The sequence below is a fragment of the Halalkalibacter oceani genome (genome assembly GCF_023715605.1).
Lineage (GTDB): Bacteria > Bacillota > Bacilli > Bacillales > Bacillaceae_D > Halalkalibacter > Halalkalibacter oceani.
This window is the reverse complement of record NZ_JAMBOL010000026.1, coordinates 1-25,453: the sequence shown is the minus strand read 5'-3', so window position 1 is coordinate 25,453 and position 25,453 is coordinate 1. Positions and strand designations below refer to the sequence as shown.

The window sequence follows — 25,453 nt, the reverse complement described above, 5'->3', positions numbered from 1 at the left end:
CGCCTCACTTATTTTAATTCGACAACCGTATTGCCGAGTCCACCTTCATTCATTCCGCCGTCACGCTCACTTTTCACATGCGGATGCTTTTTCAGAAGCTGCTTGACCCCTTTGCGGAGTGCGCCGCTGCCTTTCCCGTGGATAATCGAAACTTGATGATAACCGGCAAGCAGCGCATCATCAATGTATTTTTCAACAAGCAGCATCGCGTCCTCGTAACGCTCACCTCGTAAATCAAGCTCGGCTTTGACATGATGCTCGCTTCCTCTGACCGTCGCAAGCGGCTTCGTTTCCACCTGCTTCGGTCGATCAAGCAGCTGCAAATCATCTTTATTGACCTTCATTTTCATAATGCCGATCTGCACCTGAAATTCATTGTCATTGATTTTGTCCGTGACAAAGCCTTTTTGACCAAAGCTGAGCACCTTTACTTCATCGCCCGGTGCGATCGAGCGTTGAGCTTTCGCCGCGATTTTCTTTACTTTTTTCTGCTTCGCTGTCAGCTTCGGCGTTGCCTCCTCAAGGTGCTTCTTCGCATCAATGATCTGATGCTCCTTCACAGCAAGACCCTGCTTCTGCATATCGCGCAGCTCGGCGATAATCAGCTCGGCTTCCTCCCGTGCGTCATTGACTGCCTTCGCCGCCTTTTCCTCGGCTTCCTTCAGCAACGCTTCCCGCTCCTGCTCAAACGCCTCAAGCTGCCTTGCCAGCTCAGCGCGGAGCTGCTCTGCTTCGGCGCGTATTTTCTCGGCATCCTCCCACTCTGATTCAGCCGATTTCTGACTGCTCTCAAGCGCTTCGATCATATTTTCAATCTGATTCGTTTCATTGTCAATTTGCTCTTTTGCCTTTTCGATAATCCGTTCATCGAGGCCGAGACGGCGTGAAATCGCAAACGCATTACTTCTCCCCGGGACTCCGATCAACAAGCGGTACGTCGGACGCAGCGTCTCAACATCAAATTCGACGCTGGCATTGATCGCGCCTGCGCGGTTGTAGGCATACCCCTTTAATTCGCTGTAATGGGTCGTCGCCACGACGCTCGCTCCCCGCTCGTACACATCGTCAAGAATCGAGATCGCCAATGCGGCTCCCTCCGTCGGATCTGTTCCCGCGCCAAGCTCATCGAATAACACAAGGCTTTGAAAGTCAACCTTGTCGAGAATGCTGACGATGTTCGTCATATGCGAGGAAAATGTACTTAAGCTTTGCTCAATCGACTGTTCATCGCCAATATCAGCGAACACCTGCTTATAGACAGCCATTTCGGAATCCTCTTCTACGGGAACGTGCAAGCCTGATTGGCTCATCAGCGTCAGCAGTCCGACTGTTTTCAAGGTGACTGTCTTCCCGCCTGTATTCGGGCCGGTAATGATCAGCGAACGGTAGTCCCCGCCAAGCTCAAGATCAATCGGGACGACTTCATCTTTATCAAGCAGAGGATGACGCGCTTTTTTCATTAAAATATAGCCTTTTTCATTTAAGCGGGGCTTTGTCGCCTTAATCGCCTTGGCGTAATGCGCTTTGGCAAAAATGAAGTCGAGCGTTCCAAGCACATCAATATTAACAAGCAGCGCATCGGCTACTTCGGCCACTTCGGCCGATAATGCCGCCAAAATCCGTTCGATTTCGCGCGCTTCCCGGCTCTTTGCTTCCTGAAGCTGGTTGTTCAGCGTCACGATCGCCTGCGGCTCGATAAACAGAGTTGCCCCCGAGGCGGACTGATCGTGAACGATGCCGCCGAATGCTCCGCGATATTCCTGTTTGACCGGGATAACGAAACGTTCATTGCGAATCGTTACAATCGCATCGGAAAGCATTTTCTGCGTGCTGGAAGAGCGGGTAATGCTGTCAAGCTTCGTCCGGATGCCGGACTCGTAGCTGCGCACCTGCTGGCGAATCGTCCGCAGCGCCGGGCTGGCGGAGTCGAGCACATGGCCGTTGTCATCAATACATTGCTTAATGCTGCGTTCGACATCGGTCAACACTTCAATCCGTTCAGCGTGCTCGTACAGGCGAGGCAGTTCAAGCTCCTCCTCTTCGACCATCGTCTGGATAAACTTCTTTAAACGGCGGCCGCCATAAATCGTGCTCGCAATCTCAATCAGCTCACTCGCCGACAGACTGCCGCCAATCTTCGCCCGCTTCGCATGAGGGGTAATGTCCGAGATGCCACCAAGCGGAGCCTGCCCTTTCAACCGGATCACGGTTGCCGCCTCCGCTGTTTCCGCCTGCCATTCTTCCACCTCTTCGATCTCGGTTGACGGACGGAGCTCGATCACTTTTTGCCGGCCAAGCGAGGAAGCGACATGTTCTCTAAGCTGCTGTTTCATTTTTTCATATTCTAATACACGAATGACTCTTTCCATAGTACACTCCTTTTATAACGATGGCTCGTTATCTCTTCATGGCCTGTTGCGCTGAAGAAATTGCTGCAGGCGTTCCAACGGCCACGTGTTCAGGACTGAGGAAGGGTCAAGCATCGCTTTTCTGGCGATTCCCGCCCCAAAGCTCATATCCTCCATCATCTTCATATGATGCGCATCGGTGTTAATCGCTATCACGACGCCGGCTTCTTCCGCCTTTTTCAGCCAATGGGCGGCAAGATCAAGACGAAGCGGATTCGCATTCAGCTCCAATGCTGTATTTGTTTCTTTCGCCAACTCAATTAATTGTTCAACATCAACCTGGTAGCCTTCTCTTTTTCCGAGCAGCCTTCCTGTCGGATGAGCGATCATGTCAACATGCTCGTTCAACAGAGCGTTTTTCAGCCGCTGCATAATCGTTTCCTGATCCTGCTGAAAGGAAGAATGGATCGACGCAATGACAAAATCGATCTCGGCCAGCAATTCATCCGGGTAATCGAGCGTTCCATCTGGTAGAATATCCATTTCAATACCGGTTAAAATGGTAAAGTCATCATAACGCTGATTCAACTGCCGGATATACGCATGCTGCTCCTTCACCTGCTCAATGCTAAGGCCGTTGGCTACTTTCAAATAGCGCGAGTGATCGGTAATCGCGATATACTGATAGCCTCTTTTGCGCGCTGCTTCAACCATTTCCTCAATCGAATGAGCCCCGTCGCTCCACGTTGTATGCATATGGAGATCGGCAATAATGTCTGCCTCTTCTACATAACGGCGCGGCGATGTCGCCTCCGCCTGCTCGATTTCGCCCTGGTCCTCACGCGCTTCCGGCGGAATATAGCTCAATCCGAAATAAGCAAAAAAAGCATCTTCGCTCGCAAATGTCCGCACCTTTCCGGTTTCTGCATCCTCCACACCGTATTCGCTGATTTTTTCTCCTCTTTTTTTCGCCAGCTGACGCATTTTGACATTATGCTCCTTCGAGCCGGTAAAATGATGCAGCGTCGTCGCAAACGCTTCCGGCTGGATAAGGCGAAAATCAATCGAGATCGGAAACGTCGCCGTTACTTCGACCGATACTTTCGTCTCACCGCTGGCGATCACCTTCGTTACCGCCGGCAGGGCAAGCAGCTGGTCCCGGACTTTTCCCGGCTCCGTTGTCGCAATAATGAAGTCCAAATCCTTCACTTCTTCCTTCAATCTCCGCAGGCTCCCGGCCCGCGAAAAGCGCTCGACCCCGTCCATCGTTTCGAGCGCCGCTTCGATTTCAGCGACTACCGGTAACACAACCGGCAGCGCCAGACGCTCAGGACGAGTCGTGACTTCTTCAATCGCCGCGAGCAGCTTTTCCTCCGTCTTCTTTCCAAAGCCGGCAAGAGATTGGACCTTGCCTTCCTGACAAGCCCGCTGCAGGCTTGTGAGATCGACGACATTCAACTCCTGATAAAGCTTGCCGATTTTCTTACCGCCAAGCCCTGGAAGCTTTAACAGTTCAAGCAGTCCGGCCGGTAAACTGCCAGCCAGCTCGTCATAAAGCTTCGAGGCTCCCGTCTGCTTCAGCTCGAGAATAACCTCAGCCGTCCCTTTGCCGATGCCTGATAAAGAAGCCGGGTCGTCCAGCTCGGCTAATGTTCGTTTATCGGTTTCCAATGCTTGGGCCGCTTTTCGATAGGCAGATATTTTAAAAGGGTTGTCCCCTTTAATTTCAAGATAGGTGGCAATTGCCTCAAGTACACGAATGACATCTTTTTTATTCATTCTCTTCCCCTCCCCTCTTATCATACCGATAGCTGGACAAGAAAATCAACGTTAAGCCGCCATACAAAAAGTCCGACCGATGAATCAAGCCGCCACCTGCTTCATCACCTATCGGACTGTTCTTGCAACTAGATTGTATTTTCAATCCATAACGATTTAATCCATTCAGACAGAAATGGCGTATAGTTCATCATCAGCTGGACGACGATTGAACCTTGCATCGCACTTTGCACCGCTTCGATTGGCAAGAGCGCGGCGACAAACAGCAAAACGAGTAAAATTAAATACGCTTCAATGAAGCAAAGAATACCGCCCAGCAGCTGGTTGAATGAGCGCAAAATCGGTAAGTGTGCCAGGAAATCCAGCATCGAACCAAGCAAGTGAAGCACAAGCTTTGTCCCGAAAAACAAGATCGCAAACGCAATCCCTGAATAATAAACGTTTTCCGCGTTAAACGTATTGACAATCATCCCGACCGTACTGTCCGAGGAAAACTGCGGATACGGAATCCACAGCCGAATATATGTAGCCAGTTCGCGAAAATAGCTATAGGCAACGAACAACGCTGCGACAAAGCTTACTAGATGAATAATTTGCAAAATAAAGCCACGGCGTCTGCCTATAAAAAAGCTGCAAAATAAAATAAACAAAATAAGAAAGCTTAGCATCCTACTCGTCTCCTGTCATCCGTTTCAGTTGCTTGAGAGCTTTTTCATGCTCTTCAAGCAACTTTTTATATTCATCGACAACATTTACCGCTGTTAACACGGCTAAACGGGTTGTATCTAAATAAGGGTTTCGTTTTCTGATTTCTCTCATTTTCTCGTCAACCATTTGAGCCACTTCCATTACATGTGTCGGAGGCTCATGACCGACAACCGTATATTGCTGGCCGTAAATGGTTACAGTTGTCCGTTGCTTTACCTTCCGCTCAGTCACGAAAAAGCCTCCTATCTCTCAATCGCTCCAATAAAATCCTACCTTCTATCATAACATGAAGGGTACTTAATGGAAATACAAATAAGAAAAGCGGCTATGTCGTGCTGTCTCAAGAGCCATTCGCCGGCATAGCCCAGCTTTCTGCGGGCACCAACCACAGCTAACTCCCTCTCTTGACCCGTAAAAAAAACCTGCTTCAAAAGGATTCATATCCCTTTGAGGCAGGCTCCGTAAATGGAATTAATTCCTACTTATTGACTTCCTCGCAGCTTCGCCCCGACTTGTTCAAGCTCAGCAATGACACGATCATGGACGCTCGTCACGTCTTCATCGGTTAACGTCCGTTCGGGATCAAGGTACGTTAATGAGAAAGCAAGTGATTTTTTGCCAGGTTCCATATGCTCACCTTGATAAAGGTCAAAGAGATAAACCTTTTTCAACAAGTCTCCCCCGGCTTGCTTAATGACCGCTTCTAGCTCGCCAGCCGTGCGCTCTGTCGGAACGACAAGGGCGATATCGCGCACCATCGCCGGGAAGCGCGGTAACGGCTCGTAAACCATCGGTGCTGTTTCAAATGTCAGCAACGCTTGAAGATCAAGCTGGTAAACATACGTTTCCTTCAAATCCTTTTCCTTTTGCACAGTCGGGTGGATCTGTCCGAGAAAGCCGATTTCTTCCTCATTCAGTTTGATCACGGCCGTCCGGCCCGGATGCATGCCAGGCTTCTTCGCCTGTTCAAACTGAATATGCTCCGCAAGCCCGAGCTCTGCTGCCAACGCTTCAAGCACCCCTTTCACGACATAGAAGTCAACCGCCTTCTTTTCCCCCTGCCAGACGTGCTCATGCCATAGCCCGGTTAGAGCGCCGGCAAGCATTTCGCGTTCCTGCGGCTGGCTGGAAAGCTGCTTTTCCTCACTTAAAAAGATCGAACCAATTTCATAAATATGCACGTGCTGATTTTTCCGATTTAAATTATAGCTGATCACATCGAACAGGTGAGGAACTAGGCTCGTTCTCATCGTACTGCGATCCTCACTCATCGGCATCGCCAGCCTAACGGCATTCGCCTCTTTATCCGTCGCAAACCCGCGCGCTTTCTCCGGGCTTGTCAATGAATAGGTGATGACCTGTGACAGTCCCGCCTGTTCAAGCACCCTGCGGACGAGACGGCGCTTTTTCTGATAAGGCGTTAACGCGCCCTGGGTCGTCGCACCAGTTGGCAGCGTTGTTGGGATATGATCGTAGCCGAAAAGACGGGCTACTTCTTCCATCAAATCCTCTTCAATTTGCAAATCGAGACGGCGTGATGGCGCCGTTACCCGCAATTGCTGCTCTGCTTCTTCATAGGCAAAGCCGAGCCGGTCCATAAACGTTTTCACTTCTGCGATTGAAATATTCATGCCAAGACGCTCATTCAGCCGGTTCATATCGAGATTGATGACAGCAGGCTGATGACTAAGCTCGTCCTGTTCCACAACGCCGGAAACAATCGTCCCGCCGGCCAGCTCGGCAATCAGAGCGGCCGCCCGCTTGCCCGCTTCACGGACTCGGTTCGGATCGACGCCCTTTTCAAAGCGGGCGCTCGCGTCACTTCGCAGCCCAAGATCGCGAGAAGCCTTACGGATCGTCGCCGGATCAAAATAAGCCGCTTCAAGCAGGACCGTCGTCGTAGCCTCACTGACCTCAGAAGTTGCCCCTCCCATGATCCCGGCTATCGCCACCGGCTCCTTGCCATTTGTAATCACAAGATGGTCGCTTGTCAACGTCCGCTTCTGGTCGTCAAGCGTGATGATTTCCTCCTTGTCATGAGCGCGGCGCACAAGGACTTCCTTTGAGCCGAAGCGCTCATAATCAAAGGCGTGCAACGGCTGACCATATTCAAGCAGCACATAATTCGTTACATCCACGACATTGCTGATCGGCCGGATTCCCGCTGCCATTAAGCGAGTTTGCAGCCAAAGCGGTGACGGCCCGACCTTGACGTCCTTAATGATCGTCGCGCCGTAATACGGGTTATCTTCCTTCGCTTCAACCGCCACGCTGACATAGTTCTCCGCTCGTTCTTCGTTCGTCGCCAGCTCCACTGCCGGCAGCTTGACCCTCTTATCGTAGAGCGCCGCAATCTCATAAGCAACGCCGAGCATATTGAGACAGTCCGAGCGGTTCGGTGTTAAATCAAGCTCAAGCACATGATCATCAAGGTTCAACGCTGCAAGGGCATCACTCCCGACCTCGACTTCGCCCTGAAACACATAAATCCCATCGGCGTACTCTTTCTGGATCAGCTTCTGATCGATACCCAGCTCTTGTAACGAACAGATCATCCCTTGTGATACTTCTCCACGCAGCTTCGCTTTTTTTATTTTGAAATTGCCCGGCAGTACGGCACCAACCTTGGCGACAGCGACATACTGCCCCTTGGCGACATTCGGCGCTCCGCAGACGATCTGGACAGGCTCTTCCTCGCCAATATCAACCTGGCATACATTGAGCTTGTCCGCATTCGGATGCTGCTGGCACTCCTTGACATAACCGACAACGACGCCGGATACCCCTTGATTTAATTGATGAATGAAATCAATTTCAATTCCGCCGCGCGTCATTTTTTCGGCAATTTCCTGCGGCGTTACTTCCGCGACATCGACGTAATCCTGTAACCATTTATATGAAACGAGCATCTCATTTCCTCCTTCAATATCTCCTGTGAAATCGGTCTAGTTCCGTTTGAATTGCGCTAAAAAACGAACATCGTTTGTATAGAAGTGGCGAATGTCATCAATATCATACTTCAGCATCGCCAAGCGCTCGACGCCCATTCCAAAAGCAAAGCCGCTGTATTTCGTTGAATCAAATCCGCTCATTTCAAGCACACGCGGATGAACCATACCGGCTCCGAGCACTTCAATCCAGCCAGAATGCTTACAAATCCGGCAGCCATGACCGCCACACATTCCGCACGATACATCAACCTCAACAGAAGGCTCGGTAAACGGGAAAAAGCTTGGACGAAGACGAATCTCTCTTTCCGCTCCGAAAAAGGATTTCGCAAACGTTTCAAGAACCCCTTTCAAGTCACTCATCCGCACGTTCTCATCCACGTATAAGCCCTCAATCTGCATAAATTGATGAGAATGCGTCGCATCATCATCATCGCGCCGGAACACTTTCCCCGGACAAATGACTTTCACCGGCCCTTTTCCTTGATAACGTTCCATCGTTCTCGCCTGAACCGGAGATGTATGGGTCCGCAGCAAAAGCTCTTCCGTGAAGTAGAACGAATCCTGCATATCGCGGGCGGGATGATCCTTCGGCAGATTTAATGCTTCAAAGTTATAATAATCCGTTTCAATTTCAGGTCCTTCGGCAACAGAGAAGCCAAGACCGATAAAGGCATCCTCCACCTCTTCGACGACAGCCGTTAAAGGATGAGTGGAGCCGGCCTGAACCGGACGGCCCGGTAAAGTGACATCAATGCTTTCGCTTGCGAGCTGGGCTTCAATCGCCGCTTCCTCGAGCGCTGATTCCTTGCTGTCGACCTGTTCTTTGATCACATCACGGACATCGTTGGCCATCTGACCAATGACAGGACGCTCCTCCGCCGATAATTTCCCCATGCCGCGCAATACTTCCGTAATCGGGCCTTTTTTTCCTAAGTAGGCGACCCGAACCTCCTGCAATGCTTTTTTGTCCTCGGCCTGCTTGACCTTTTCTAACGCTTCATCACGTAACGCTTCTAATTTTTCACGCATCTGTTTTCCTCCTTCTTTTCGACCATGAACTTGCTTTTGCTCCACACCCGCTTCGGGCTTCTTTCGGGCATCCGCTAACCGCACGACGCCCTCCCTCAAATCTTCCTGGAAATCGTCAAAAAAAGAGCCCTCAATCCCGGTAAGGGACGAAGACTCTCGCGGTACCACCCTAATTAACGCAGAAAAGTGGCGCTTCCCTGCATTCGCTCCATTGACTTAACGGCCATAAACCGGTACATCTTCACGAGAATCCATCTCCCGTGCTCCGATGCCTGCTCCAGAGCGAATTCGGAATTCCCTGCTATAAGAATGCTTTCAGTCAAGGCATTCTCTCCCTGCATAGCGGTTTCATTCGTACTACTCTCTTTCGTCGCATTTTGCTTTTTTCACTTGTATGATGATCGCTTTTTCATTATAGAAAAACTTCAGCGCCGATGCAACCTTATCCTCGTAAATAATAAAGGAGAATGCCGGTTGCCACGGCGACATTTAATGACTCCGCTTCTCCATAGATCGGAATGTACAAATTCTGGTCAGTCAGCTCGAGCAGCTCCTCTGACACCCCTTCTCCTTCATTTCCCATCAGCAGCGCGAAATCACGCTGCGGCTCAATCGCCGAATAAGAGCTGGCGCCTTTTAGAGCAGTGCCGAAAACAGGGATTTGCGCCTGTTTACATCGCTCCACCCAGTCCACTAAATCTCCTTTCAGCACCGGCAAGTGGAAAATCGAGCCTTGTGACGCTCGAATCAGCTTCCCATTAAAAATATCGACACAGCCGTCGCCTACAATGACACCGGTTAAGCCGGCGCTGTCTGCCGTCCTAATCATCGTTCCCAAATTCCCTGGATCCTGAACGCGATCCACTAGCAGATACTTTCCTTCCGTAATCTCGGCATCCGGCGTTTCAGGAAGCTCACATACGGCGATAACGCCCTGGGGCGTTTCCGTTTCAGCCAGCTCCTTCATCACTTGCGGACTGATCATAATGACGTCAAGCTCAGCCAGCGGCCACTCTTGGGGCGGGATCGTTTCATCGGTCAGCAGCACTGTATTTACTTTGATCGAGGCCCGTAACGCCTCTTCCACAAGATGAAAGCCTTCGACAAGAAACTGTCCGGCTTTCTCGCGCCCTTTTTTCGTATGAAGCTTTTTCCAGGCTTTTATTTGCTCATTTTTGCTCGAATCAATCCTTCGCATACGGTACTCCTTTACCTGTCTGTTCTATCCCTCATCATACCGATTTTTACAAACATAATCCAGTCTGATTTCAGCCATACTACAAGGAGAAAGAATCATGAACTGGAAAGGAGGGCACAAAGATGGGCTTTAACCTTCGTGGTGCGATTATGGCCAACATTCAGGGCAGCTCTGAAGAGGATGTCGAAGCAACAATTCTCGATGCCATTCAGCGTGGAGAAGAAAAAATGCTGCCGGGTCTTGGCGTGTTATTTGAAGTATATTGGAAAAACGCAGACGAGCAGCAAAAAGAAGAAATGTGCCAGCAAATCAGCCAGGGGCTGCAATAAACAGATAGAGGGATTACCGCCAACAGTGCCAGCTTTGACGGTAATCCCTCTTGATTTTTTTTTTGAGCCAACCATTAATCAAATGTAAGCTTTTCCACCGTTTCGCGATCGAGCTTTTTGATGACCTCCACGAGCAGCTTCACCGTATTTTCATAATCATCGCGGTGCAGAATCGCGGCGTGAGTATGAATGTAGCGGGTCGCGACTGTAATTGACAGCGCCGGAACGCCGTTCGCCGTTACGTGAATCGCGCCGGAATCCGTGCCCCCTCCGGCCATCGAGTCATATTGATACGGAATGTCATGCTCATCAGCAGTTGTCGTTACAAATTCACGCAAGCCTTTGTGAGAAATCATCGAAGCATCATACAAGACGATTTGCGGCCCTTCGCCCATTTTGGCGAGAGCTTCTTTTTCCGTTACCCCAGGCGTGTCGCCGGCGATGCCGACATCAATCCCGAAGCCGATATCCGGCTGAATCAAATGCGCTGATGTCCGCGCGCCTCTTAAGCCGACCTCTTCCTGAATCGTTCCGACTCCATACACCGTATTCGGGTGCTTTGCATCCTTCAATTCGCGCATGACATCAATCGCAATCGCGCAGCCAATCCGATTATCCCACGCTTTTGCCATCAAATACTTTTCATTCTTCATGACGGTGAATTCACAAACCGGGACGACCGAATCGCCAGGACGCACGCCGAATTCAAGCGCTTCCTCTTTGCTTGAGGCGCCAATATCAATGAACATATCCTTTTTATCAACCGGCTTTTTCCGGACATCGGCTGGAAGAATATGCGGCGGCTTTGAACCGATTACCCCCGGAATGTTCCCTTCCTTTGTCATGACTGTAACGCGTTGGGCCAGCATCACCTGCTCCCACCAGCCGCCGACGGTTTGAAAGCGGAGAAAGCCTTTGTCATCAATGCTTGTGACCATAAAGCCGATTTCATCGAGATGACCGGCAATCATAATTTTCGGGCCGTCCGCCTGACCGACCTTTTTGGCGACAAGGCTGCCAAGCTTATCGGTCGTCACCTCGTCGGCATATGGCTGAATATAGCTTGTCATCACTTCTCTCACTTCACGCTCATCTCCTGAAATTCCGTTCGCATCAGTCAGGTCTTTTAGCATTTGCAGACGTTCATCAAGCTTCTTCATTATGTACATTCCTCCTATGATCAAGTAGTGACTTATTAGTAGTATACATAAAAAGCGTGGTCCTACTCACTTCATCTAATAACCGACATCCTGCCGTTCATGATTCACTTTATTTTTAGCCAAATAGCCGGCTTCGATTTCCTCGTGGGAAAAACCGAGCTGCTGGCCTAACGCCAGGAACGCTTCCATCAAAGCGTGATAGTTCTCTTCCGTCGGAGCAAGCTGCAGTCGGTGTGTCGTTTCCATCACGACGAGAAATTGCCCGGTCAGCGTTTCCTGATGGACATATGACTGAAGCGGCTGCGGGTAGCGAAATCCGAGCGCCAGTCCGAGTGTCAGCACGAAATGCAAGCCGTCGACATACTCCTCCAAAATAACACCTCGCTCAGAGGCCTGCTTGCGGCTCCAATATTTAAAGCAGCGCGTTTCGTTCGCCAGTTCGCCAAGCTCCACAAGAAGCGCCAGCTGCTGCTCCTGAAACAAATCAGCCTGCGTCAGCTGATGCTCGGTCATAATCCGGTTGTTTAATGTCTCCTGGATGTCAAATAGCTTCTGAATATCCAACGTTATCCCTCCCCTTGAACTTGATTATAACAATTTTTTTCAAAAAAGATGCAACCAAATCTTTTCTGATTCGTATAACTGAATAACTACTTTACTTCCTTTATAAAAGTATGTCAAAATCATTCTATTCACTGATCCCTCATAAAGGAGGAATGAAACATGGTCATTCTCTTTCGTTTCTTAATTTTATTAGCTCTTATAATCCTGGCTTATTCGGCCTTAAAGTATTTATTTCACCCGCGCCGCAAGCTTGAGCAGGCGCATGAACGACAGCAGTTTTTCTTTTACGATGATGAGAAGGACGTCAGGAAAAACTTCCTCCTCACCTACAAAGGTGTGATGTTTGAAGGGGAAAAATATTTAGGGACGACAGAGGACTCCTTCGAGATTGTTTCCGTCTATATTTGGGCGAGACAAACCGACCGGCTGAACGGATTTTCCAAAGAGGATTTTCAATTCATTGCCGATGATGTTCATCTTCGCTACCCGAATGCAAAAATCGAATGGAAAAGCCCGATTAAAGAGCTGCTGCGAAAAGAATAAGCAAGAGGGGTGTGCCAAAGGGGAAAATACCCTTTTTGACACACCCCGTCTTTTTCATTACGAAGCTTATGAGACAGCTCCCACTCATTCTTTCTTCTCCGCAAAAAAGCCGGCCCAGCTGACAGACGTTGTGCGCTTCGGCCGAAAAAAGAGAAACAGCAACGTCAAAAAAAGAATAAATACGACCGTACCGACGAGCGGCAATTCATGCAGCATATCACCAAAGGATGTATAAACAATCGCCGGTGGAATACTGACGATAAAGGATTGCTGTGTATACTTTTTAACATTGTCTGTCGTTTCCATAAGATAAAGCGACACAAGATGGAAATGAACAAACGGCATCAGTCTCATCACCATCATTTGCGGCAATGTCAGGCGATATTCATCTTTCAGCATGCGCCGTTTTAAAGCAGCGACCTTTTTCCTGACACCCGGAAAGAGATAAACGAGCCAATAAAAAACGAAGCTGACTGCTGTCAGACCGACAATCGAGTAGAGTGAGCCGGCCAACGTCCCGAATAAATATCCGCCTAGCAGACAAATAAACAGAACCGGAATGAAGAAAATCTGTCTGACGACATGGAGCAGAATAAAAAACAGCGGGGCGAGCCAACCGCTTTGCTCAATTACGAATAAAGACTTTCTTAGAAACTCTTCCATTGTCAGCTCCACCTCCTCTACTACATTATGCTTGTATCGCTGAAATGATGAAGGCGAGCGCCAGCACCTGGATCACGATAATAAGCGGTACCCCGATCATAAAACGCTTATGCTTCGTTTTATGATGAAAACATCTCATTCCGATATAGGAGCCTACGCTTCCGCCGATGATCGCCCAAAGAAAAAGCGTCCGCTCCGAAATGCGCCTCTGTCTCTTTCGGGCTTTCTGCTTATCGGCCCCTACAACAATGAAAGAAAGCACGTTCACGATTAACAAATAAAGGACTCCTGCTCCCATGTTTGGACACCCTTTCTAAAAAACCGCGTAGCGGCATCAGAAAAAAAGAGAGGGGCCCCAAAAAGCCGTAGGCTCCGGGACACCCTCTCTTCCTTTTTGTGAGATAACCCCTAGGCACTATATCCGCTGCTTCAGAGCTGTCTCTTCTTTATGCGTTAAGGCTTGCTTTTGCTTTTTCAGCAAGCTGAGCGAATGACTTCTCGTCATTGACAGCAAGGTCAGCAAGCATTTTACGGTTTACATTGATCTCAGCAAGCTTAAGACCGTGCATGAAACGGCTGTATGAAAGACCGTTCACGCGGGCAGCCGCATTGATCCGTGTAATCCACAGCTTACGGAAGTCGCGCTTCTTCTGGCGACGATCACGGTAAGCATAAAGCAAGGACTTCATTACTTGTCCTTGAGCTGATTTGAATAATGTATGTTTTGAACCGAAATATCCCTTTGCTAACTTTAAAACCTTCTTACGACGACGACGAGCGACATAACCGCCTTTTACTCTTGGCATCGCAGTTCCCTCCTTTTTTCTATCAGAAAAACATCAATTATTTTTTGTACGTTAACATTTCACGAATACGTTTGAAGTCACCAGAGTGAACAATCGCAGATTTGCGGAGCTTTCGCTTCTGCTTCGTTGATTTGTTTGCAAATAAGTGACTAGTGTAGGCGTGTGAACGCTTCAGCTTTCCAGATCCTGTTTTCTTGAAACGCTTTGCAGCGCCGCGATGAGTTTTCATTTTTGGCATAACTCAGGTCCTCCTTTAATCTACTTCAAATCGATGTTACTTCTCCACCTTTGGAGCCAAGATTAAGAACATGCTGCGTCCTTCCATCTTCGGCTTTGCCTCGATCGTGGCAACATCTTCACATTCTTTCGCCAGACGCTCTAATACCCGGCGTCCGATTTCGGAGTGGGTAATCGCCCGTCCGCGGAAGCGGATCGCAGCCTTTACCTTATCTCCCTTTTCCAGGAATTTACGCGCATTACGAAGCTTTGTGTTAAAGTCATTATCTTCAATCGTCGGGCTAAGACGAACTTCCTTGACGTTAATGATCTTTTGCTTCTTGCGTGTTTCCTTGTCTTTCTTTTGTTGTTCATAACGGAATTTTCCGTAGTCCATGATACGACACACAGGCGGTTTCGCAGTTGGAGCGACACAAACTAAATCAAGGTTGACATTCTGCGCCATTTCAAGCGCTTCCTGCTTCGACTTGACCCCAATCTGATCACCGTTTGCTCCAATAAGACGTACTTCACGCGCACGAATCCCTTCATTGACCAACATGTCTTTACTAATAATGAGCCACCTCCAAAGGATTTTAAACGGATCAAAGCACTTCACGCATATTGCTTCCATTCAGAAGAACGGAATGGTACATGCTCCTCATTCAATATAAAAAAAGTGCAGGCACAATACGCCCACACTTTGTTCATTTGAAAAATGAATGTTATTGTACCTGCCAACTGCATTCGCGTCAATCAGGTGAGAAGCGGGCGCTTCTGCTTTGTGTCCAATGTGTAATTGTTTACTTGACAACTATAGCATACCCGTTGATAGGTGTCAACTCGTTTAGCGACCGACCTATTCATTTTACCGTTAATAGGCTGAGATTGCAATGACGAATTTTTCCTGATTGTCTGCTTACTTCTTTACTTCCGCACTCAGCTGCTCAATGAACTGCTCGAGCGGGACGGATTGCGAGTCCTGCTCCCCGTACTTGCGGACGTTGACGGCGCCTGCTTCCATTTCCTTATCACCGATCACGAGCATATAAGGAATCTTCTGCATTTGCGCTTCGCGGATTTTGTAGCCGATTTTTTCATCGCGCTCGTCAATATGAACACGGGCCCCGAGCTGCTGTAACTGCTCCTGCACCTGTTTTGCATAGTCCAAATGGACATGCGGTGAGACCGGAATGACCTGAACCTGCACCGGCGCGAGCCATGTCGGGAAGGCCCCCTTGTATTCTTCAAGTAAAAAGGCAACAAACCGTTCCATTGTCGAGACGACGCCACGGTGGACGACGACTGGACGATGCTGCGCGCCATCCTCACCGACATAGGTTAAATCAAAGCGCTCCGGCAGCAGGAAGTCAAGCTGGACTGTGGAGAGCGTTTCATCCTTGCCGAGAGCGGTGCGGACTTGTACATCGAGCTTCGGACCATAGAAAGCCGCTTCTCCTTCCGCTTCATAATAGTCGACATCGCCCAGCTCATCCATTGCTTCCTTCAGCATTCCCTGCGCTTTTTCCCACATCGCATCATCGTCGAAATATTTTTCCTTATCCTCTGGATCGCGATAGGAAAGACGGAACTTATATTCCTTGATGTCAAAATCCTCGTACACTTCGCGGATGAGGTGAACGACGCGCAGGAATTCCTCCTTGATCTGGTCAGGACGGCAGAAGATGTGCGCATCATTTAACGTCATCCCTCTGACACGCTGCAGTCCGGAGACCGCTCCCGACATTTCGTAGCGGTGCATCATTCCAAGCTCGGCTATCCGCAATGGGAGCTGACGGTAGCTGCGCATTTCCTGCTTGTACACCATCATATGGTGCGGACAGTTCATCGGGCGGAGAACAAATTCCTCGTTATCGCGCTCCATGACCGGAAACATATCGTCCTGATAGTGATCCCAGTGGCCCGACGTCTTGTACAGCTCGGCGCTGCCGAGAATCGGCGTATACACATGCTGGTAGCCCAGACGCTCTTCTTTATCGACGATATAGCGCTCGATAATGCGGCGCACCGTCGCTCCTTTCGGCAGCCAGAGCGGCAGTCCCTGACCGACCTTTTGGGAAAGGGCGAAAATACCAAGCTCTTTCCCAAGCTTGCGGTGATCCCGCTCCTTCGCTTCCTCGAGCAGACGAAGATGCTCCTGCAAGTCCTCCTTCTTAAAGAAAGCCGTCCCGTAAATACGCTGAAGCATTTTATTTTTGCTGTCGCCGCGCCAATACGCGCCCGCTAAACTAAGCAGCTTGAATTCCTTCACTTTATTCGTGCTCGGGATATGAACACCGCGGCATAAGTCGAAAAACTCTCCCTGCTCATAAATCGTCAGCTTTTCCCCTTCCGGAATCGCGCTGATTAATTCAAGCTTGTACGGATCACCGAGCTCTTCGTAAATCCGAATCGCTTCGTCCCTTGATACTTCAACGCGCTTGACCTCAAGATTTTCAGAAATAATCTTTTTCATTTCCTTTTCGATCTTCGGCAAGTCTTCTGCTGTAATGGATTCCTCAGCATCGATATCATAGTAAAAGCCGCCTTCAATGACCGGCCCTATTCCTAAATGAACATTTTTGTACAGCCGTTTAATCGCCTGGGCCATAATATGAGCCGTGCTGTGGCGCAAAATGTCGAGCGCATCCTCGCTATCCTGCGTGACAATTTCAATCTTTCCATCTGTTTGAAGCGGCGTTCTTACATCAACCAGTGTACCGTTGTGCTTCCCGGCCAGCGCTTTCTTTTTCAGCCCCGGACTAATCGAAGCCGCTACCTCTTCTGTCGTTGTCCCCTGAGGAAATTCCTTTACCGCGCCATCGGGAAACGTTAATTTCATTGCCATGACTATCCACTCCTTCTTTCTGATCTAATTAAAAACAACATAAAAAACACCCATCCCTCTATAGACATAGAAGGGACGCGTGTCATTCGTGGTTCCACCCTCATTCAAGACTGAAAAATTACTTTAGTCTCCTCATTGATGCAGGATAACGGCTGCATGCCGGCGCCAGTTTCCACATTAGGTGTTCCCCTCGCGCAGTTCAGAGGTGGTAAGCGTGCGATTCATGTTAAGAAGCTCCCAGCTTATTGCTTCTCTCTCTGAAAACAGAATTTTCGCAGCTCATGTCCTCGTCGTGACCCTTACTCATTTGACTGTTGATATGTAGTATTATAGGGAGCGCAAGCTGGAAAATCAAGAGGATTTCAAAAGTTGGTTGATTCTGGCTCGTAAGCCCGCAGTGGATAAAGGCGCAATCTTTCTTCAAAAATCGCCTGCAGCGTCAGGATGACACCGTCATCCGGCTCATCGGTGAAAAGATAAACTCTCCCCGGCAGCAGACTGACCAGCGGGCTGACAACCATTTCCTCGACCTCAAGCGCTTCTTCAAACATAAGCTCCACATTCAAGTGAAACAGCAGCTCCTCCCGTGTCAAACGACGAAAATGCTCATCATAGAGTGTGAAGCCTTGATCATGGACAATATGCAAACATGAAAATTTCGGCTGATGTGATTTCACATAGTGCCGGAGGTCAGCAATCATATTTTGATATTCCTGCTCAAGCATATATTCATCAATCGCCATTTCCACACAATCAATCAGCATCTCCCCATACTCCCGCAGACGAAAGGTCAGAAATGGCTCATAAAAGAAGCTCGTTTCTTCTTCGACATGATTGGCAAATGCTTCATAAATATAGGCGCGGCGATTGAAAAACGTCTTCATCATCGGCAGATCATCGCGATCTCCTTCTAAAATGGCTCGAGCAATGGTGATAATTTCCTGTTGCTCCTCCTTGGCTGTAAAATAGAACATCGTTTCGACGATATCGAGCAGCCACTCTTCTTCCTTCGTACTGATCACATAATCGGTCAGCACGGAAACGAGCAATGGATGAAAGGAATCATAGAAATTAACAAACTGATTTTCATAGTTCAGTAAAATCGTTGTTTCTCCTTCCCTTTTCACCGTTCCTTCCAATCCATAGGCAGCGTAATTTCGGATATACGTTCTTAGCTGATCTAACAGCTGCTTGCAATCATCGGTCTGTTCAAAATGGATTGCGATCAACGCTTATTCCCCCTTACCGTCTAACGAACTTCTTCTGCTTCATTTTTCCATAACCGTATTCAGACAGGCTCTACTCCATCCTATGACCGCTTTCCAAAAAACATGATGGGGAATATGCGAAAAGAGCGTTTTTTCTTAGCAGCGGCGCGCGAAGCCGACGCCCCGCCCCGAATCATCCCGAAAATGTTTATACGTTCTTCCTCCTTAAAAAAAGCTGTCCCGGAGGCTCTCCCTCTGGAAACAGCTTTTTTGCGTTTTTTAGTTTTGCATAATAAAGTCTTTCTCCGCCTGCTCCTCGCCTTCAAACAGGTGAAGAATCTCATATTTCGTATTACGCTGAGCCGGTATTTTCCCTGCTTCACGGATAAGCTTGAGAATTTGGTTCGTGTTGACCTTATGTGTAGTACCCGCTGCCGAGACGACATTCTCCTCCATCATCGTGCTGCCGAAATCATTGCAGCCGTATTGCAAGGAAAGCTTGCCGACCTCCGGGCCCATCGTTACCCAGGATGATTGGAAATTGGCAATATTATCGAGAAACAGCCGCGAGATCGCGACATTTTTTAAATAATCACGCGAGCTGAGCTTTTTCGTTTTCCACATTCCTGTATTTTCCGGCTGGAACAGCCAGGAAATAAAGGCGGTAAAGCAATTTGAACGATCTTGAGCGTCACGGACGCGCTGGAGATGCAAAGCGCGCTCCTCATAGGATTCGCCAAAGCCGATGACCATCGTCGCCGAGCCAAACATCCCGACGCGCTTCGAAGCTTCCATCGCTTCAATCCATTGCTCCCACGTGATTTTCAACCGGCTGACCCGGAGCCTCGTTTCCTCCGTCAAAATTTCCGCTCCGCCACCGGGCATGCTGTCCAGTCCTGCTTCATGAAGCTCCCTTAAAACGTCCTCGACGCCAAGACCTGACACTTCGGCGATCTTCCATACTTCAGCCGGAGAAAAGGAATGCATCCAAATTGGGAAGCGCTTTTTAATTTCGCGCAGCAAGTCGGTATAATAGCTGAGAGGGAGATCCGGATTCGTTCCTCCCTGCATTAAAATTTCCGTTCCGCCGACAGCGACGGTTTCTTCTATTTTTTTGAAAATCTCTTCATCTTTTAACACATAGCCTTCCTTGCTGCCAGGCGCCCGGTAAAACGCGCAAAAACGGCAATACGTGTCACAAAAGTTCGTATAATTGACATTTCGACCAATGACAAATGTCGTAATCGGTTCCGGATGCCACTTCTTCATGATCGTATTCGCCGCTTCGCCCATCTTTTCAACTTCGTCGCTCTCATAAAGAGCAACCGCATCTTCCATCGACAAACGCTCACCATTGACCGCGCGCTCTAAAATCGCATCAATGCTCATATATATCGTAACCCCCGAATCTTTCAAAATAGGATACTGTTATCGTATCATAGAAAAGCTGATTTATCTAACGTGAGCGGCGGTTTTTCCCTTCTACCGTCACAAACGCCGTGAAATGCTTGATTCGCTCCATAATCCGCTTCGCCTTCAGTTCCTCGGTCCCGCCGCGATCCGAGTAAGCGAGATGCTCCTCCAGCTCCTCATAATCATAATTGGACGTAAATAAGGTCGGCAGCTTTTCAAGCATGCGGTGCTGCAAAATCGCGCCGAGCACATCATCGCGAATCCAGCCGGAAATCGTCTCGGCGCCAATGTCATCAAGAATTAACACTTGAACGCTTTTGACCATATCCAGCTTCTGCTGAAAGCTGCCGTCGCCGATCGCCTGCTTCATTTCCCGGAAAAAATCAGGCGTATACACAATCATTGAGCCGATCCGCCTGCTCTTTAGCGCATTCATGACCGCGCCCATAATATGTGTTTTGCCGACGCCGAATTTCCCATAAAGATAAAGTCCCTCGCCATTCTCGCCGGGATTGGCATGAAGCGCAAACGCAAGCGCTTTGCGGCAGGCCTCTGCCCTGTCCTGATCGCGGTCAAGCGTATCAAAGCTCGCTTCAAGAATCTCCTTCGGCACATAGAGAGAGCGCATTAACTGCTGCTGCTGCTTCTTTTCATCCTCTTCACGCTTCAAGTGGCACGGATGGTAATGCAGGTCGAGCGCCCCTTTTTGGCTGATCAGTTCCGGCCGGTAGCCTTTCATCATGTTCGGACAGTCCGCAAGCCCCGGACACGTCTCGCAATGATAGCTTTCCTTGCGAAATTCATATAATTTAACAAGACCTTGCTCGATGCTTTCCTGGTTAATGTCCGGATTGCGCTGTAAAGCAGACTGGACGAAGGGGTCCGTCAGCAATTCCTGCATGGCACGGTCAAGCCGCTCTCTCAGGCTGCTGTTTTGCATCCAGTCCGTTAACGATGATTGAATTGATTTCACTTAGCTCTCTCCCTTCCCCGCCTTACTTTTCTTCAGCTCCTCCAGCATCTCCTCAAAGCTTTTATCCCCTGATGCGGGAAGTTCATTTCGCTTGGCGGAAGAAGGGACCTCCGCTTTAGCGTCCTGCTCTTTCTGCTTTTCGGCGAGCAGCCATTTCGGCAGCTTGTCCCGCCGCGGGTTTGCTTTGCCTTTTGCTGATGCTTTCGGATAAGATCCGGACCGCCTGCTGCTTTGATTTGACTTATTCTGCTCGAAGAGGGCAAGCTCCATCGCTTCCTTCACCGTTCGTACTTTTTTTCTTGCCCAATGGCTCGCGATTTTATCGACCAACGCCTTGCTGAGCTTCATATCCTGACTCCAAAGAATAAAATCGAGCAGCACATTGATCACGCCTGGCAGCAGCTTATGATCAAGCATAAGCGATTCTATTATTTTAACATCCGCCGCTGCGACTTTGGCGCCGTCAGAGCGGATTTCAAGCAAGGTAAGTGGTGGCGTCGTTTCATAAAAATGGATGATCCGCTCTTCCTCTGTCGCAGGCTCACGGTCAGCCATGATCCGATCCTTAACTGGATGAGTCCGCAAGCCGAGAGCGGGCGGCTCTGTCCCTTGTTCAATTTTGTACCACTCCTGCACTTTTTTGCGCAGCTGCTCGCTGTTGACCTCCTCCTCATGGATAAAGGTCTGTTGGACGATACTGCTCATCTCCAACGGCTCGATTTTATAGACAAAGGCGAGCCTGATAATCGCCGACTTGATCTCTTCCGTCAACGCCGAGTCCGGGACGATCGACTTCGATAAGCTTTTTTCAAACAGCTCAAAGTCGAATTGATTCGAAACAAAGGTGACATCCTGTTCATCCTGCCTGCTTATGAGCGCTTTTCGCTCATCAATATGCAGCACCTTCCCCGTTTCCGATTTCAGGTTCGAGACCATTTCAGAATGATGGAGCGACGCGTACACCTCATCAAAGGCGTATGTCAGCTCTGTATAGTCATCACTGGCCACTTCATCAAGCATGAAGCGCTCACGCAGCTGACGGTAATACGTTTTGCCGAGCCGATTAAACAAATAAACGCTAAGAACATCATTTTCAAAAAACTGCTTTGGTGTCATCGGAGGCTGCAATTCATATAAATACGTTGACCCTTCCTCGTCTTTGCGCTTAAAGGTTTTCAATAAACCAATCGCCTCCAGCTTCTTCCGCTCCTCATAAATCACCTCAAGCGACTCGCCGAGCAAAAGCATCAGCTGACGATGAATAAGCTCCCCGCTCCAGTATTGATCACGTTCAAGCTGGGAAAGAAGCGTCATGTAGAGGCTGTGGGCACATGCTCCGATTAAAGGCTGATACAATAAAGTAAGCGTCAAACGATCCTGTTCGGCCAGGTAATAGCGCGTCCGAACCGTAAATCGATCAACGGGTAATAACTCCTTCCAATGCCATGTCACCAAAGGTCCCCTCCTTTTCATGATGTCTGTCATGCTTCCTGATTGATATGAGCAAGTCAAAGCAGCGTAAAAAGAGCTTGCAGCGCTAGTTCGCTTTAAGCTCCATTGTTACTCGTTCTTATTCATCAAATCGGTCAGCTCTTTAATAAACACATTAATATCTTTAAATTGACGGTACACCGATGCGAAACGTACATAAGCGACATCGTCGACATCCGCAAGACGCTCCATGACCAGCTCTCCGACATCATGACTGTGTACTTCGTTTTTTCCTCTGCCGCGCAGCTCCCGTTCAACACTGCCGACGATCTGTTCAAGTGTTTCGAGCGAGACCGGTCTTTTTTCACATGCCCGGATCAAACCGCGAATGATTTTATCCCGGCTGAATTCTTGCCGCGTTCCATCTTTTTTGACAACGATAAGAGGAACCTCTTCGACCATCTCAAACGTCGTAAAGCGGTGATTGCAGGCTTCACATTCCCGGCGGCGGCGAATGGAGCGCCCTTCATGACTTGGTCTTGAATCAAGAACCCGAGTTCCATTATGGTGGCAGGCAGGACAACGCATTAAATCATCTCCACTTTCCCCAGTCGTACTTTAACATTATTATCTTTCATCATATAGAAAAAAGGAATCGCTGACAAGCATCGTTATGATAATTCGTCCCCTAAACCTGACCCTATGTAAGGCAAATTTTGATCTAATGCTTTGTAAAAAGCCATTATCGCTTTCCGACTTTGTCCAAAATCCGACGGGAGCACGGTATCGATCGAGCAGGACACATCGACTGCTGTCCGAAATGGTTTGACCGTAATGACCGTCACGATAAAAAGGGTTTTCCCGTTTGCGCTTGTCGCGACAATTTCACCGCGCTCCGCCTCGACTCTTTTCACCGTCCATTGCTGCTCTTGGATAACCTTCTCGGCTGCTTCGAGCGCCTTGTCCTTCGTCGTTTTATAGTAGCGGGTCTTCAGTTCATTCAGCGGGTGACGTTCAGCTGTTTCCGTCCGTTTGCTAAAGAGCTGCCCGAATGTATCCTTCAGCGCCATTATTTCCTCTCCTGTCCTTGTTGGCTTGATGTCCTTATCATACCATACCCAGCTTGCCAAAGCGTAAAAAGAGGACGGAATTGCTTAAAGGGGTGCCCCAAAAGCTACCGCTTTTAGGACACCCCTCTTCTTATAGTGCTTGTACTTTTGATTTTTCAATTTTGACCGGGCCCATTCCTCTAGGTACCTCAATCACTTCTGTTGTGGTAGCTCCAAGGGCCTCCGCAATATAATTAGATGCCACGTTAGGATCGATGCGATCTCCACACGTATAAACATCAATACTCGCATAGCCATGTTCTGGAAAGCTGTGAATCGTCAAGTGAGATTCAGAGATAATCACGACCCCGCTCACACCATGCGGCGCAAACTTATGGAAAGCAACCTCCCGGACTTCTGCTCCTGACTTTAATGCAGCATCCACAAAAACCTGTTCAATATAGCTCATATTATTCAACTTCTCCACGTTACAACCCCAAAGCTCAGCAATGACGTGACGACCCATTGTGTCCATAAGTTGAATCCCCCTTTACAAAGAAATGTCATGCCTTCTCAAACATGTAGGAACGTCTGTTTACACGGGGGAAAGTTAGTCCAAAGAGGTCCTAACCCTTTCTGCAAAAGAATCATCCCTAATTAACTGTAATTGAAGTTCACGAAAATCAGTATACTTCGTTTGTAAATTGATTGCAACAGTTAGAATTAAATTTTTTTGAAGACTTTTGCCAAGCAAGGATACTCGTCCCATCACAACAGCAAAAAGGAAGGAGCCCGGGGCAAAAGGTGGATTTCCCCTTTTTCCCCGGGCTAAGGCAGCGCCATGTTTTTTATCTCAACCGAGCTTCCTTCCCAGCCCCTACTAGCATGTCTCGAAGCGCCCGGCACTATGCATTGATCGCAACTGCTTTAGGAAGCAGAATGAACCTCTTCCTTTACTGACAGCTTTCGGGCGACAAGATGAAGCAGATCAACAACGCGGCAGGAATAGCCCCATTCATTGTCATACCAGGCAAGTACTTTCACTTGCCGCTTATTCATGACCATTGTCGACAAGCCATCAATGACCGACGACTGTTCTTCCCCGTTAAAATCAATCGATACAAGCGGTTCATCGGTAAAGCCAAGAATTCCCTTCAAAGAACCGGCGGCCGCCTGCTGCAACGCTGAATTGACTTCCTCGACGGTTACGTCCTGCCGCACGGTCACGACAAGATCGACAAGTGAAACATTCGGTGTCGGAACACGAAGCGCCATTCCGTTCAGTTTCCCTTCGAGCTGCGGCAGCACTTTTGAAATCGCCTTGGCTGCCCCGGTCGAAGTCGGAATAATCGACTGTCCGCAGGCACGGGCACGTCGTAAATCTTTGTGCGGATTGTCAATATTTTTCTGATCATTTGTATAGGAGTGAACCGTTGTCATCAGTCCGCTTTCAATCGAAAACGCTTCGTCAAGCACCTTGGCGACAGGAGCCAGGCAATTCGTTGTACAGGACGCATTTGAAAGAATATGGTGCTTGTCGCTATCATATGACTGATCGTTAACACCGATCACGATTGTCTGGTCCTCTTCCTTCGCCGGAGCGGTGATGATTACCTTTTTTGCGCCGGCCTGGAGATGATAGCCTGCGGTTTCCCGTGTTTTGAATTTCCCCGTTGCTTCAATGACAATATCGACGCCAAGCTCCTTCCACGGCAACTCACGCGGATCTCTTGATTGAAGCAGTTGAATTTCTTTTCCATCTATAATAAGCGAATGCTCTTTCGCCTCTACCTTTAAAGGAAAGGTTCCATGTATGCTGTCATACTTAATGAGATGAGCCAGCGTTTCTGCAGGGTAGCTTGCATTAATCGCTACGATCTCAACTTCTCTCTCCTGCATTGCCTTTCGAAATACCATTCGACCAATCCGCCCAAATCCATTTATGGCTGCTTTTGCCTTCATTAGAACGACTCCTCTCAGAAATAAGCTATACTTTATATCCTCTATTTTCAAAAATAGTATATCACATTATATGATTAAGTACGATTATTTTCTGCCCAAAAGTGAAATTTGTTGCATTTTTGGATGAATGCCAGGTTACATATGACCCAAAAATCGAGTAGGAGGGGGCGACTAACCCCCGACCTCTCACACCACCGTACGTACGGATCCGTATACGGCGGTTTCAGTTAAGTCTGACGAAGGGTTTCATAACGTTCCAGTACGCTCTTGAGCCC

At 48.7% G+C, this 25,453-nt stretch carries 25 protein-coding genes and 2 other annotated features; of the genes, 2 read left to right on the top strand and 23 right to left on the bottom strand.

Translation table 11 applies throughout. The features are described 5' to 3' along the window. Positions 1-8: 8 nt before the first annotated feature. The 7 genes from M3202_RS18355 to M3202_RS18325 form a co-directional block, all read right to left on the bottom strand. Positions 9-2,369 carry an endonuclease MutS2 gene (locus tag M3202_RS18355; RefSeq protein WP_251224695.1) on the bottom strand — a complete coding sequence of 787 codons (2,361 nt, stop codon included), beginning with the start codon at positions 2,367-2,369 and terminating at the stop codon, positions 9-11. A 36-nt stretch (positions 2,370-2,405) separates the two neighbouring features. Next, entirely contained in the window at positions 2,406-4,127 is a 1,722-nt protein-coding gene (gene polX / locus M3202_RS18350) for a DNA polymerase/3'-5' exonuclease PolX (protein WP_251224694.1), read from the bottom strand. 128 nt (positions 4,128-4,255) lie between these two features. Further along, positions 4,256-4,795 carry a CvpA family protein gene (locus M3202_RS18345; RefSeq protein ID WP_251224693.1) on the bottom strand — a complete coding sequence of 180 codons (540 nt, stop codon included), beginning with the start codon at positions 4,793-4,795 and terminating at the stop codon, positions 4,256-4,258. 1 nt (position 4,796) lies between these two features. Then, positions 4,797-5,066, bottom strand: a complete 270-nt coding sequence (gene zapA / locus M3202_RS18340; protein ID WP_251224692.1) for a cell division protein ZapA — start codon at positions 5,064-5,066, stop codon at positions 4,797-4,799. A 251-nt stretch (positions 5,067-5,317) separates the two neighbouring features. Further along, positions 5,318-7,744 (bottom strand): phenylalanine--tRNA ligase subunit beta, encoded by a 2,427-nt coding sequence (gene pheT, locus M3202_RS18335; protein WP_251224691.1) that lies wholly within the window; start codon positions 7,742-7,744, stop codon positions 5,318-5,320. Positions 7,745-7,780: 36 nt separating this feature from the next. Continuing rightward, positions 7,781-8,815, bottom strand: a complete 1,035-nt coding sequence (pheS, locus tag M3202_RS18330; protein WP_251224690.1) for a phenylalanine--tRNA ligase subunit alpha — start codon at positions 8,813-8,815, stop codon at positions 7,781-7,783. Positions 8,816-8,954: 139 nt separating this feature from the next. Continuing rightward, positions 8,955-9,195: a binding site (T-box leader), on the bottom strand. 62 nt (positions 9,196-9,257) lie between these two features. After that, a complete protein-coding gene (locus tag M3202_RS18325) occupies positions 9,258-10,013 on the bottom strand; it encodes a TrmH family RNA methyltransferase (protein WP_251224689.1) in 756 nt (251 codons plus the stop codon). Positions 10,014-10,135: 122 nt separating this feature from the next. On the opposite strand from M3202_RS18325, the gene sspI reads away from it, so the two are divergent. Next, positions 10,136-10,342, top strand: a complete 207-nt coding sequence (gene sspI / locus M3202_RS18320; RefSeq protein ID WP_251224688.1) for a small acid-soluble spore protein SspI — start codon at positions 10,136-10,138, stop codon at positions 10,340-10,342. A gap of 74 nt (positions 10,343-10,416) precedes the next feature. On the opposite strand, the gene M3202_RS18315 is transcribed toward sspI, so the two are convergent. Further along, entirely contained in the window at positions 10,417-11,502 is a 1,086-nt protein-coding gene (locus tag M3202_RS18315; protein ID WP_251224687.1) for a M42 family metallopeptidase, read from the bottom strand. Between the two features lie 75 nt (positions 11,503-11,577). Continuing rightward, positions 11,578-12,066 carry a dUTP diphosphatase gene (locus tag M3202_RS18310; protein ID WP_251224686.1) on the bottom strand — a complete coding sequence of 163 codons (489 nt, stop codon included), beginning with the start codon at positions 12,064-12,066 and terminating at the stop codon, positions 11,578-11,580. A 159-nt stretch (positions 12,067-12,225) separates the two neighbouring features. On the opposite strand from M3202_RS18310, the gene M3202_RS18305 reads away from it, so the two are divergent. Next, positions 12,226-12,609: a sigma-w pathway protein ysdB gene (locus M3202_RS18305; protein WP_251192407.1), complete on the top strand. Its 384-nt coding sequence runs from the start codon at positions 12,226-12,228 to the stop codon at positions 12,607-12,609. 84 nt (positions 12,610-12,693) lie between these two features. On the opposite strand, the gene M3202_RS18300 is transcribed toward M3202_RS18305, so the two are convergent. The 14 genes from M3202_RS18300 to M3202_RS18235 all read right to left on the bottom strand — a co-directional run bounded on the left by M3202_RS18300 (position 12,694) and on the right by M3202_RS18235 (position 25,178). After that, a complete protein-coding gene (locus M3202_RS18300; protein WP_251224685.1) occupies positions 12,694-13,272 on the bottom strand; it encodes a TVP38/TMEM64 family protein in 579 nt (192 codons plus the stop codon). A 25-nt stretch (positions 13,273-13,297) separates the two neighbouring features. Then, positions 13,298-13,570 (bottom strand): DUF1294 domain-containing protein, encoded by a 273-nt coding sequence (locus M3202_RS18295; protein ID WP_251224684.1) that lies wholly within the window; start codon positions 13,568-13,570, stop codon positions 13,298-13,300. Positions 13,571-13,718: 148 nt separating this feature from the next. Then, on the bottom strand, positions 13,719-14,078 hold the full coding sequence (rplT, locus tag M3202_RS18290) for a 50S ribosomal protein L20 (protein WP_251192404.1): 360 nt from the start codon (positions 14,076-14,078) through the stop codon (positions 13,719-13,721). 37 nt (positions 14,079-14,115) lie between these two features. Then, the gene (rpmI, locus tag M3202_RS18285) at positions 14,116-14,316 is read right to left on the bottom strand and encodes a 50S ribosomal protein L35 (protein WP_251224683.1); all 201 of its coding nucleotides are present in this window, start codon (positions 14,314-14,316) and stop codon (positions 14,116-14,118) included. A 36-nt stretch (positions 14,317-14,352) separates the two neighbouring features. Beyond that, positions 14,353-14,856, bottom strand: coding sequence for a translation initiation factor IF-3 (infC, locus tag M3202_RS18280; protein WP_251192580.1), 504 nt, complete (start codon positions 14,854-14,856; stop codon positions 14,353-14,355). A 105-nt stretch (positions 14,857-14,961) separates the two neighbouring features. After that, positions 14,962-15,083 (bottom strand) — a sequence feature (ribosomal protein L20 leader region). 130 nt (positions 15,084-15,213) lie between these two features. Further along, positions 15,214-17,142 carry a threonine--tRNA ligase gene (gene thrS / locus M3202_RS18275; RefSeq protein WP_285890608.1) on the bottom strand — a complete coding sequence of 643 codons (1,929 nt, stop codon included), beginning with the start codon at positions 17,140-17,142 and terminating at the stop codon, positions 15,214-15,216. Between the two features lie 362 nt (positions 17,143-17,504). Beyond that, a complete protein-coding gene (gene ytxC, locus M3202_RS18270) occupies positions 17,505-18,371 on the bottom strand; it encodes a putative sporulation protein YtxC (protein ID WP_251224682.1) in 867 nt (288 codons plus the stop codon). A gap of 258 nt (positions 18,372-18,629) precedes the next feature. Then, the gene (mqnC, locus tag M3202_RS18265; protein WP_251224681.1) at positions 18,630-19,739 is read right to left on the bottom strand and encodes a cyclic dehypoxanthinyl futalosine synthase; all 1,110 of its coding nucleotides are present in this window, start codon (positions 19,737-19,739) and stop codon (positions 18,630-18,632) included. Between the two features lie 67 nt (positions 19,740-19,806). Continuing rightward, a complete protein-coding gene (dnaI, locus tag M3202_RS18260; protein ID WP_251224680.1) occupies positions 19,807-20,736 on the bottom strand; it encodes a primosomal protein DnaI in 930 nt (309 codons plus the stop codon). Beyond that, complete coding sequence (locus tag M3202_RS18255; RefSeq protein ID WP_251224679.1) at positions 20,737-22,188, bottom strand: replication initiation and membrane attachment family protein; 1,452 nt, start codon at positions 22,186-22,188, stop codon at positions 20,737-20,739. A 108-nt stretch (positions 22,189-22,296) separates the two neighbouring features. Beyond that, the gene (nrdR, locus tag M3202_RS18250; RefSeq protein WP_251192397.1) at positions 22,297-22,755 is read right to left on the bottom strand and encodes a transcriptional regulator NrdR; all 459 of its coding nucleotides are present in this window, start codon (positions 22,753-22,755) and stop codon (positions 22,297-22,299) included. Between the two features lie 83 nt (positions 22,756-22,838). Continuing rightward, complete coding sequence (locus M3202_RS18245) at positions 22,839-23,237, bottom strand: DUF1499 domain-containing protein (protein WP_251224678.1); 399 nt, start codon at positions 23,235-23,237, stop codon at positions 22,839-22,841. A gap of 130 nt (positions 23,238-23,367) precedes the next feature. Then, positions 23,368-23,751, bottom strand: coding sequence for an adenosylmethionine decarboxylase (speD, locus tag M3202_RS18240; RefSeq protein ID WP_285890606.1), 384 nt, complete (start codon positions 23,749-23,751; stop codon positions 23,368-23,370). Positions 23,752-24,143: 392 nt separating this feature from the next. After that, positions 24,144-25,178, bottom strand: coding sequence for a glyceraldehyde-3-phosphate dehydrogenase (locus M3202_RS18235; RefSeq protein WP_251224677.1), 1,035 nt, complete (start codon positions 25,176-25,178; stop codon positions 24,144-24,146). Positions 25,179-25,453 lie beyond the last annotated feature (275 nt).